This window comes from uncultured Campylobacter sp. (assembly GCF_938040115.1).
GTDB lineage: Bacteria > Campylobacterota > Campylobacteria > Campylobacterales > Campylobacteraceae > Campylobacter_A.
In genome coordinates this window covers 1-10,041 of the sequence record NZ_CALHXD010000096.1, presented here as the reverse complement: position 1 = coordinate 10,041, position 10,041 = coordinate 1, and the positions used below count along the sequence as shown (strand labels likewise).

At 46.3% G+C, this 10,041-nt stretch carries 10 protein-coding genes and 1 pseudogene; 6 read left to right on the top strand and 5 right to left on the bottom strand.

Features of this window, described 5'->3' with window-relative positions; all coding sequences use genetic code 11:
* The 3 genes from Q0314_RS03490 to Q0314_RS03480 form a co-directional block, all read left to right on the top strand.
* Window positions 1-359 (top strand): DUF1882 domain-containing protein (locus Q0314_RS03490; RefSeq protein ID WP_298056543.1); only part of this gene is annotated, 359 nt, incomplete at its 5' end.
* A gap of 9 nt (window positions 360-368) precedes the next feature.
* Window positions 369-1,298 carry an SPOR domain-containing protein gene (locus Q0314_RS03485; RefSeq protein ID WP_298056541.1) on the top strand — a complete coding sequence of 310 codons (930 nt, stop codon included), beginning with the start codon at window positions 369-371 and terminating at the stop codon, window positions 1,296-1,298.
* The gene (locus Q0314_RS03480; RefSeq protein WP_298056539.1) at window positions 1,295-2,110 is read left to right on the top strand and encodes a shikimate dehydrogenase; all 816 of its coding nucleotides are present in this window, start codon (window positions 1,295-1,297) and stop codon (window positions 2,108-2,110) included. Before Q0314_RS03485 ends, Q0314_RS03480 begins: the two co-directional genes overlap by 4 nt.
* Here Q0314_RS03480 and pyk read toward each other — a convergent pair.
* Window positions 2,086-3,540 (bottom strand): pyruvate kinase, encoded by a 1,455-nt coding sequence (gene pyk, locus Q0314_RS03475; RefSeq protein ID WP_298056536.1) that lies wholly within the window; start codon window positions 3,538-3,540, stop codon window positions 2,086-2,088. The genes Q0314_RS03480 and pyk overlap by 25 nt on opposite strands.
* 80 nt (window positions 3,541-3,620) lie before the next feature.
* On the opposite strand from pyk, the gene dctP reads away from it, so the two are divergent.
* Window positions 3,621-4,676 carry a TRAP transporter substrate-binding protein DctP gene (gene dctP, locus Q0314_RS03470; protein WP_298056534.1) on the top strand — a complete coding sequence of 352 codons (1,056 nt, stop codon included), beginning with the start codon at window positions 3,621-3,623 and terminating at the stop codon, window positions 4,674-4,676.
* A gap of 274 nt (window positions 4,677-4,950) precedes the next feature.
* On the opposite strand, the gene recR is transcribed toward dctP, so the two are convergent.
* From recR to Q0314_RS03455, 3 genes are read right to left on the bottom strand one after another with little or no spacing between them, the layout of a single operon-like run.
* Window positions 4,951-5,523, bottom strand: coding sequence for a recombination mediator RecR (gene recR / locus Q0314_RS03465; RefSeq protein ID WP_298056532.1), 573 nt, complete (start codon window positions 5,521-5,523; stop codon window positions 4,951-4,953).
* A complete protein-coding gene (locus Q0314_RS03460) occupies window positions 5,507-6,760 on the bottom strand; it encodes an ArsS family sensor histidine kinase (RefSeq protein WP_298056528.1) in 1,254 nt (417 codons plus the stop codon). The genes recR and Q0314_RS03460 overlap by 17 nt, the downstream gene beginning before the upstream one ends.
* Entirely contained in the window at window positions 6,757-7,428 is a 672-nt protein-coding gene (locus tag Q0314_RS03455) for a response regulator transcription factor (protein WP_002948262.1), read from the bottom strand. The genes Q0314_RS03460 and Q0314_RS03455 overlap by 4 nt, the downstream gene beginning before the upstream one ends.
* Before the next feature lie 161 nt (window positions 7,429-7,589).
* Between Q0314_RS03455 and dnaJ the strand changes: the two genes are divergently transcribed.
* Together dnaJ and Q0314_RS03445 are read left to right on the top strand one after the other, a co-directional pair.
* Window positions 7,590-8,762 carry a molecular chaperone DnaJ gene (gene dnaJ / locus Q0314_RS03450; RefSeq protein WP_298056523.1) on the top strand — a complete coding sequence of 391 codons (1,173 nt, stop codon included), beginning with the start codon at window positions 7,590-7,592 and terminating at the stop codon, window positions 8,760-8,762.
* 100 nt (window positions 8,763-8,862) lie between these two features.
* Window positions 8,863-9,474, top strand: coding sequence for a tetratricopeptide repeat protein (locus Q0314_RS03445; protein WP_298056520.1), 612 nt, complete (start codon window positions 8,863-8,865; stop codon window positions 9,472-9,474).
* Window positions 9,475-9,719: 245 nt separating this feature from the next.
* Here the strand turns inward: Q0314_RS03445 and Q0314_RS03440 are convergent.
* A pseudogene (locus Q0314_RS03440) lies at window positions 9,720-10,041 on the bottom strand (excinuclease ABC subunit C); the annotation flags it as partial.

Here is a 10,041-nt window from a genome sequence, read left to right as displayed (position 1 = left end):
ACTCGCTGATACTGCCTGGCGACAAGGTAGAAAATATCGTCTTTGACTACAACGGTAGGATGCCTGAGCGCTTTTGGCACCGAGCTCAGCTTTTGCTCCGCGAGGAGGGATTTATAAATTTTACCGCCTACGAGAGCAAGACACCGGGACACTTGCACCTTTATATACACAAAGGGCACACGACGCTAAATGAGGGCTATCAGATAGCGAATAAACTATCTATGTTGCTTAGTTCGCGTTTGGTTAAAGAGTGGAGAGTGTTTCCGACGATGGAGTTACCGAAAGAATTTAATATCTTGACGTTGCCGTACAAAGTTTATCAAAAAGAGCGCGGCGCAAGCTGGTCAAAACATATGTAAGGAGTGAAAATGGAATATAACGAGCTAAGAGACATCATGCTTGATAATAACGAGGATAAAAAGAGCAAAAGCGTTAAGAGGATACTCATCCTCGTCGCAGTTTTTGTCATCATCTTTTTAGCTGTTCTCATCGTGATGAAATTTTTAAATTCCTCCGAAACTAACGATCAGATTGCACAAACTGATTCTAGGCTGGTTTTGCCGCCTGAGCCAGATAATACGCGAAGTATCCCTCAGCAAGTGAGCGTGCCTGCTACGCCGCCTAACGAGCCTGCGCCGCAAGTAGCACAAGCTAACGTCTCGCCAGTCGCTCCACCGCCTCCTCCGTCCGAGCCTCAGGCGCAGCAGCCAAATCCCGCCTTTGAGCAGGTGCCTATCGTGCCTGAAAACAAAGGCCAAGATAGCTTTGAGGATATGGTAAAAGCGCTTAAGGAAAAAGAGGATAAAAGGCAGCAAGATGCAGGCGCGACAGCTCCTACGCCGACCGAGTCTTCTACTATACAAGGTGCTTTAAAGCAAAATGACGCTCCAAGCGCTCAGCCAGGCGAACCAAAAGCCGAGCCTAAGCAACACGTAAACGTAGTAAAACAAAAAGAGCCTAAACAAGAAAAACCTGTAAAACAGCCTAAAAACGATGCAGCTAAAGAAAAACAAGCAAAACAAAAGCCGGCTAAACAAGCTCCTGCAGCTAGCGGCGGCGATACTCACAGCGGTAGTTACGTGCAAGTTTTCGCCGTTAAACACTTTAATGAAAAAGCGCCTGAGCTTGGCAAACTAAAAGCCGCAGGATACGCCTATAAGCTATACAGGACGAATGTAAACGGCAATGAAATCATCAAGGTTCTAGTCGGCCCTTATAGCGGCGAGCAGTTAAAAAGCGAGCTTGCTAAAATCAAGCAAAGTGCCGCTCCAAACGCCTTTATCGTAAATATAAAATGATGGTTTTTGCCGTTTTTGGCAACCCTATATCCCACTCCGTTTCGCCGAGACTACACAACCTAGCTCTCGGCGAGCTTGGTCTATCTCGCGAAGCCCTCTATACTCGATACGAGTTAGCGGACGGCTCGCAACTCATCTCTAGATTTAAAGAACTAAAACTAAGCGGCGCAAACGTCACAGTACCTCACAAAGAAGCCGCGCTCGCGCAGTGCGACGCTCCAGACGAAACGGCTGCTAAAATCGGCTCCGTAAATACTCTCGTAGCTCGCGGCGATAAAATTTACGGTTACAATACCGACGCGCCCGGGTTTTTACGAACGATAGAGAGTTTTGGACATATAAATTCAGCTCTCATTTTGGGTGCCGGCGGAACGGCTAGAGCGGTCGCATATGCGCTAAAAAGCCGCGGCGTGCGAGTTTGCGTGCTAAATAGAAGCGAGGAGAGGCTGGCAAATTTTGCTGAATTTGAAAAATTTAGCTGGGCGAATTTTGGCAAATTTAATTGCGGCAAATTTGATCTCGTCGTAAATACGACCTCGGCAGGACTAAAAGATGAAAATTTGCCCGCGCCGATCGAGATTTTGCGTCCGATTTTTAGTGAAGCCAAATTTGCCTTTGACGTGATTTACGGCAAAAAAACGCCTTTTTTAAATTTAGCCGCCGCTAGCGGGCTCGCGCATAAAGACGGCTCAGAGATGCTACTTTTTCAGGCGGTTTTAGCGTTAAATTTATTTTTTGAGGGCTCGCTTGACGAGGCCAAAATCGAGGCCTCGATGCGAAAAGCCCTCTATTTATCGGCTTCTTCTAGATAATAATCTATCTGAGCTTTTCTTAAAATTCTGATCAAGTCTGAGCTACCCGCCACTCCCGTCGGATAGCCAGCGGTCATGATGTAGCTTTTGTCGTCTTTTATGTAGCCTTTTTCGACTGCGGCTTTGATTGATTTAGCCATGAGCGTGTGCAGTCTTTCTTCTTTTTCTATCACGAATGCCGCCGTTATGCCCCAGCAAAGAGTCAGCCTATACGCGGCCTGCTCGTTGTGCGTTATGGCGATGATATCTATATCCGTACGGTATCTGGCTAGTTTTGCTGCCGAGCCGCCCGATGAGGTTAGCGCGATTATGCCGTCAACTTTTAGCGCGGAGGCGAGCCTTGCGGTGCTAGACGCCATCATGTCCGTATCGTCGTAGCGGTCAAAATCAAATTTGTTAAAAGGATAAATTTGCTGCGTTTGGATTATAGTATTGCTCATTGCTTCTACGACGGCTGCGGGGTTGATGCCGACCGCGCTTTCTTCGCTTAGCATGACTACATCAGTTCCGTCTAGTACGGCATTTGCTACGTCGCTGATCTCGGCTCTAGTTGCCGTTTCGTGCTCGGCCATGCTTAGCATCATCTGTGTAGCCGTGATGACTGGCTTAACCGCTTCGTTTGCTTTTTTGATGATGAGTTTTTGGATCGTCGGCACCTTGTAGTAGGGCACCTCGATACCTAGATCTCCGCGAGCGACCATCACGCCGTCACTGACCTCGATGATCTCGTCGATATTTTCTACTGCGTCAAATTTTTCTATTTTGGCGTAAATTTGAGCTTTGGAGCCAAAGCCTTTTAGGATTTCTCTAGCTTTTCTTATGTCGTTTGCGTTTTGTACGAAAGAGATCGCGACGAAGTGCACACCGTTTTTTGCGCCAAATTCTAAATCTTTTAAATCTTTAGGCGTGATAACTTCGATATTAAGCTTGGTGTTTGGGAAATTTACGCCTTTATTCGATCGGAGTATCCCGTCGTTTTCCACCACGGCTTCTACTTTTTGGGCGCTTGCTTCCGTGATTTTGGCTCGGATTTGTCCGTCGCATAGGTATATGTACTCGCCCGTTTTTAGAGCGGCTAAAATTTGAGGCTGGTTTATGCAAAGCTTATAGTGATTTTCGTCTATTTGCTCGCCGATTATTTCATCTTTTACGAAGATTAGCGTATCGCCGATTTTTAGTTTAAATTCGCTTCTGTCTAGTTTGCCGACTCTTATTTTTGGGCCGCAGATATCCTGAAATATGCCTATTTTCCGCCCGAGCTTCGCCTCTACTTGCCTGATTTTATCGATATTTGATTTATGGTATTCGTGCGTGCCGTGGCTGAAATTTAGCCTAAAAGCATTGACTCCGGCTAAAACTAATTGCTCCATAACCTCTATGGATTCGCTGGCCGGTCCGACCGTGGCTAGGATTTTGGTTTTTTTATTCATGGATGCCCCTTTTTTGCGCAATTTTACCAAATTTTTAAAAAAAATAAGTATAATCGGCCAATTTATTTTAAGGAGCAAAAATGAAAAAGTTTTTAGCGGTTTTGGCTGCTTTCGGTTTAGCGCTAAGCGCGAACGCAGCGGACAAAACCTATAAGCTAAAGCTAGCCAGCACCTGGGAGGGCACGACTCCGGTTTTGGGCGACGCAGCGAAAGAATTTAAACGCGTAGTCGAGACGCTAAGCGACGGCAGGCTAGAGGTGAGGATAGACTATCCGTCTAAGCACAAGGCGCCGTTTGGTATCCTAGACTTCGTTAAGGGCGGTCAGTACGATATCGGCTACACTGCATCATACTACTACAAGGGCAAGGATTCAAACACTATGTTTTTTACAGCCGTACCTTTCGGTATGACTGCTAGCGAGCTACGCGCATGGTATGAGTTTGGCGGCGGCAAGCAGCTAGAGGAGAAAGTTTATGATAAATACAACATCAAAGTGTTTAACGCTGGCGACACAGGCACTCAAATGGGCGGTTGGTTTAAAAAAGAGATCAAAAGCGTAGATGATCTAAAAGGCCTAAAGATCAGGATCCCTGGCTTTGGCGGCGAGGTTATGGCGCGCGTGGGAGCGACGATAAACACGATCCCGACCGGCGAGCTATACATGGCGCTAGAGATGGGTACGATAGACTCGGTCGAGTGGGTTAGCCCTGCGTTTGATATGGGTCTTGGCTTTCACAAGATCGCTAAATACTACTACACGGGCTGGCAAGAGCCGAGCGGCCAGACTCAGTTTTTTGTAAATAAAAAGACCTACGAGAAGTTGCCTGCCGACCTTCAGGCCGTGATCGAGGCTGCGGCTAACGAGGTAGCTAGCATGCTAAATACGCGCTCGTTCTTTGATAACGCCGAATACTGGGCGAAGATGAAAGCCGAGTATCCCGATATCGAGGTTCGCTCGTTCCCGCAAGACGTTATGGACGCGCTTAGAAAAGCAAGCGACGAGATCCTAGACGAAGAGGCGGCGAAAGATCCGCTGTTTAAAGAGATTTTGGACTCTCAAAGAGCGTTTTTAGCTAAAGCTCGTGAGTGGACGAAAATTTCCGAGTTCTCGTATATCCAAAAAACTACGAAATAACTTCTCGTCGCTCGTTTCGGGCGGCTTAAATTTACGGCCTTCGGGTCGTAAATTTCTATTTTTAAATTTTCTTTTTATTCTTTGTTGCGCTTGTAAAATTTGATTTTGGGGCTACGTACTAAATTTGAGTAGCTTTGGCAGCGGGTTAAATTTGAGGATGTCTATCTGTTTGAAATGCGATTGAAATTTGCTTGCCAAATCTTAAATTTGGATTTGAGCGAATTTAAAAAGGTAGCGTTAAATTGATAAAAAATTTTGCGCACCCGACTTAAATTTACAGCTCAGTTCTGCTATCAAGCGCTTTCATAAGCGATAGAAGGTCGATATTTTCGAGATTTACGCCTGTTGGTACACCTTGGGCTATCTTGCTAAATTTGACGCCCAAATCGCTTAGCTTATCCTCGATAAAAACCATCACCGCGTCGCTGCTAAGCCCCGGCGTTAGCGCAAAAATAATCTCGGTTACGCCGTTTTGGCGGATAACCTCGCGCAGTTTCTCGGTTTGCTCCGGCGTTATCTCCTCAAGCACAAAGTAGCGACCGCGGTAGATCGCGCTTTGCTCGAAAACCAGGATATCCTTTGGACTTTCTACGACCGCCAGTAGCTCCTTATCTCGCGTTTCGTCGCTGCAAATGTCGCAAATCTCGTCCTCGCTAAGCCCGCCGCAAATTTGACATTTGCCCGTAAATCTCACGGCGTCCTCGATGCTTTGAGCGAGCTTTAGCCCGCCGAAGCTATCCTTTAGGCAGACGTGATAGGCGTAGCGCTGGGCGGACTTTTTGCCCACGCCCGGTAGCCGCTCAAAGGCCGTCACGAGCTCGTTAAATTTCTCAAGCCCTTTTTTCAACGCTTTCCTTTGGATTGGTGCAAATTTTAAATGAGTGGAAGCCATCCTCGTAAGAGTATTTTAGGCTAAATTTGTGCATGCGGCAGATGTGGTCGATGATGTAAAGTCCTAGCCCCATGCCGCTACTTTTGCTGCCCTTTTCGCGGATAAAGGCTTGCATGTAGTACTCGATAGGATTTTGCAGCGGTTGACCTAGATTTCTCACGACTATGCCGTCTGCGTCACAGATGACCTGCGCCTTTTTGTCGTCGGCGTATTTTAGGGCGTTATCTATGAGGTTTTTGATCGCGAGCGAAAAGAGTCCGAAATCCACGCGTAGCAAGATATCTCGGCGGATATCTACGCTCACTTTTTCTTCAAATTTATCGAGCATCAGCATGTCGCGCGCCTGGTCAAGGACGTTTGAAAAGTACGACTCCTGATAGTTTAGCGCGTAGTTTTTGGATAGCAGCTGCTCAATCTTGCCAAACTCGTTTATGAGTATATCTAGACGCTCAAATATCGCTATCAAGCGCGTTTTGTGCGTAGGGTTTTGCACCATCTCTGAGACTATGCGACCCTTGCCGATCGGCGTTTTTAGCTCGTGCATGATCGTACGTAAAAACAGCTGCCTAGAGCGCAAAAGCTCCCTGATCTTGCTAGCTGCAGCGTCAAATTCTATCGCTACCTTGGCTATCTCGTCGTCGGAGTCGGGTTTTGCGATATTTACGTCCATATTTCCGGCGCCAAATTTCCTGATATCAGAGCTTAGTTTTTTAAGCGGCATCAGCGACTTCATCACCGAAACGTAGAGCGATACAAGAAGCGCCGTCGTGAGTATAAAGCCCACCCAAATCGGGTCATTTATGTTTTTCGTATCGTCACTTTCGAGTAAAATTTGAAACGAAGGATTTTTGATCTGCAGATACAAACTATCCTGAAAAAGTAACGACTGAAATAGTCCCAGCTGCGTTTGCTTGGCAAAGACCGTCTTGCCCGTGCTTATGACGTTTGCGACGGTTTTGTCGCTTTTGACGTAGGTTAGTCCGAAATTTCTAAAATAATTAGTCAAATCGCTAGGCGGATTTGACTTTTCGTATGAGGCGATGAGGTAGTTTATCGCGTTTAGCTGCTTGTTTTTTATCTTTTCTAGCGCGTTATCTAGCTGTATGCTCGCAAACGTGTAGAATAAGATACAAACAAGCGAAAACGCTAGTGCGAAAACTACCGAAATCTTCGTGGTTAAGGAGTATCTCATCCTATGAGTTTATAGCCTATTCCGCGTACCGAAAATATATGTTTAGGCGCTTTTGAGCTGTCGCCGATCTTGGTTCTTAGTCTGCCGATGATGACGTCTAGGCTCTTTGAGTCCTTGTCTTTTAGGCTTTTGCAGTTATAAACCAGCTGCTCGCGAGAGACTGAAAAGCTGTGCTGTTTGATAAGATAGCTTAATATCTCATATTCGGCCGGCGTTAGCGTTAGGCTTTCGTTGTTGTAGTAGATTTCGTGTCTGCGCTCGTCTATCCTAAATAGCGTATCTACGACCTCTTCTTGCACTTCGTTGGTCTTTTTGTAGCGGCGGATTAGGCTCATTATGCGCGCGTACATTTCCTTTGGATCGTACGGTTTTGGTAGATAGTCATCCGCGCCTAGCTGCAGGCCCACGACCTTGTCGCTGATGTCGCTGCGAGCAGAAGAGATGATGATAGGGATGTTGTATTTACTGCGGATCTCTTTGCACACTTCTAGGCCGTCCATGCCAGGTAGTGTAAGGTCTAGGATAAGCAGGTCGAAATTTTTTACTCCGGCGCTTAGTCCCAAATAAGGATCTTCGAAATTTGTTACTTTTATATTAAAATCGCTCAAGTACTCGGATAGGATTTGCGCGAATTCCGGATCGTCTTCAATCATTAAAACATTAATCATTTTAAGCCTTTCAAATAGATTTAACGAAAATGATTATAACCAAAAAATGTTAAATTTTTTTTCCGAATTTACTATCCTCGTTTAAAATTCTCCCCCGCTTTGAATTTTTATAAATAATAAGATAAAATCGCCCTTTAAATTTAAAAATTTTAGGAGATTTTGTGGAAATAGACTACTACGAAATTTTAGAAATCAGCAAAAATAGCGACTCTGAAACCATAAAAAAAGCATTTAGAAAACTAGCGCTAAAGTACCATCCCGACCGCAATCAAGGCGACAAAGAAGCGGAAGAAAATTTTAAAAAGGTAAACGAAGCCTATCAAGTGCTAGGCGACGAGGAAAAGCGCGCTATATACGATAGATACGGCAAAGCCGGGCTTGAGGGCAGAGGCGGCTTTAGCTCTAGCGGATTTAGCGCGGATTTTGATTTGGGAGATATCTTTAACTCGTTTTTTGGCGGCGGATTTAGCTCAGGCGCAAGCAGCCGCAAAAGAAGCAGCGACAAATATCCGCTTGATTTAGAGATAGCTCTTAGGATCAAATTTAACGAAGCGGTGTTCGGTGCCGAAAAAGAGATAGAATTTACGATCAAAAAGCCGTGCCAAACCTGCAAAGGCAGTGGCTCGAAAGACGGCAAAACGCACGTATGTCCGCACTGCGAGGGCAGGGGGCGGATATCGCAGCAAAGGGGCTTTATGAGCTTCGTGCAGGAGTGTCCGTACTGTAACGGCACGGGCGAAACGGTCAAAGATAGATGCTCTGATTGCGGCGGTAGCGGCTTTAAAGAGGAACGCCAAAGCGTCAAAGTAAATATCCCCGAGGGCATCGACGACGGCATGCGAATGCGCGTGAGCGAAAAAGGCAACGTCTCCTCAACTGGCGCCAGGGGCGATCTGTACGTGCATATCGAGGTTGAAGCCGACGAGCATTTCGTGCGCCATGAAAGCGACGTTTATATTGAGATTCCGGTATTTTTCACGCAGGCGATTTTAGGCGAGACGATCACGATCCCGACGCTAAAAGGCACGACCGAGCTAAAACTGCCAGTCGGCGCAAAAGATAAGCAGCAGTTCGTATTTGACGGGCTTGGCGTGAAAAACGTAAACAGCAAAAGATACGGCAGGCTCGTAGCTCAAATCTCCATAAAAACGCCAAAAGAGCTAACGGACGAGCAAATCTCTCTACTAAATCAGCTGCAAGAGAGCTTTGGTATCAAGGCGGGCAAGGCGAGCTACGACGAGGAAGAAGACGAAGGAATCTTGGACAAGATAAAAGGGTGGTTTAAAGGCGAAGAGGCCGATAGCAAAGGCAAGAAAAAGAGCAAAAAGGCGTAAATCTAGGTCAAATTTGCCTTTTGACGGGCGTAATCTTTCGTCAAATTTGCTCAGTTGCTCGGGCTTAAATTTGCGCTAGTTACAAAACGGCTCGTCAAATTTGACGTTAAAATACAAGATGAATAAATTTATATTTTTAGCCGCTTTTACGGCGGTTTATTTAAATGCTGCAAAATGCGATACGAGCGGACTGCAAAGAGGTTGCGACGCAGGCGACTTTGAGAGTTGCGATAATTTAGGTCTTGCCTACATCGGCATCAAGCTTGAGGAGTGCGACCTGGACAAAAACTACGAAAAGGCGTTCGCGCTGTTTAAAAAGGCGTGCGACGGGGAGTACGTGCGAGCCTGCGTAAATTTGGGCGTCGCCTACCGCAAAGGCGAAGGGGTTAAAAAGAACGAACCAAAGGCCGCCGAGCTCTATAAAAAAGCCTGCGATAGCGGCTATCTGCTGGGTTGTGCAAATTTAGGCTCGCTTTATGAGCAGGGACTCGGCGTCAAAAAAGACGCGCAAAAAGCGGGCGAAATCTGGCGCAAAGCCTGCGAAGCAAAGGACGGGATGTCGTGCTTTAATCTTGGCGTACTTTACTACAACGCAATGCTTGGCGAAAAAGACGTAACTAGCGCAAAAAACTATCTGCAAAAGGCGTGCGTCTACGGCTGGAATGAGGGCTGCGAAGCCTCGGAAGCGATAGAAAAAGCGGCAAAACGCTAAATTTGCCGAAGCAGACCTTGGCGGCGGCGCGGAATTTAAATTTGCGCTACGTAATCGCCCGCGTAAATTTTACGTTTAGCGTGCAAATTTGATCGCTTTTTGCGTCAAATTTGACGGGTTGATTCGCAAATAACCGCGGCGAAATTTACCCAAAAGCGGCGAGTTAAATTTGCCCTTTCAAATTTAACGAAAACAAATACGTCAAATTTGGCTCAAATTTCAGGGCAAATTTTACAAAATAAGCTTCAAATTTCTCTCTCTTTTAGCTGCTCGATCTTGGCTGCTACGCTCCTATTCGTCACCTTTTCTATTTCCTCGTTCGTTGCGGTCATTATCGCTTCAAAGCTACCGTAAAATTTAACTAGCTTTGCGATACTGCCCGCCGATACGCCCGCGTCTGCTAGCTTGCTAGCGCCCAGATCCTCCTTGCGCTTGGTTTTTTGATGAAATGTAATCGCAAACCTGTGCGCCTCGTCGCGAAGTCGCTGGAAAAACTGTAGTCGTCTGTCGCCGACGGGTAGCATAAATACGCCGCCGGGAGCGTAAATTTTATCCCTCGCGCCGCCT

Bases quoted from the DNA above. Each gene is read 5' to 3' on its own strand.
- Q0314_RS03480 (WP_298056539.1), top strand. From the start codon at position 1,295: ATGATGGTTTTTGCCGTTTTTGGCAACCCTATATCCCACTCCGTTTCG.
- dctP (WP_298056534.1), top strand. From the start codon at position 3,621: ATGAAAAAGTTTTTAGCGGTTTTGGCTGCTTTCGGTTTAGCGCTAAGC.
- pyk (WP_298056536.1), bottom strand. From the start codon at position 3,540: ATGAATAAAAAAACCAAAATCCTAGCCACGGTCGGACCGGCCAGCGAA.
- Q0314_RS03485 (WP_298056541.1), top strand. From the start codon at position 369: ATGGAATATAACGAGCTAAGAGACATCATGCTTGATAATAACGAGGAT.
- Q0314_RS03455 (WP_002948262.1), bottom strand. From the start codon at position 7,428: ATGATTAATGTTTTAATGATTGAAGACGATCCGGAATTCGCGCAAATC.
- Q0314_RS03460 (WP_298056528.1), bottom strand. From the start codon at position 6,760: ATGAGATACTCCTTAACCACGAAGATTTCGGTAGTTTTCGCACTAGCG.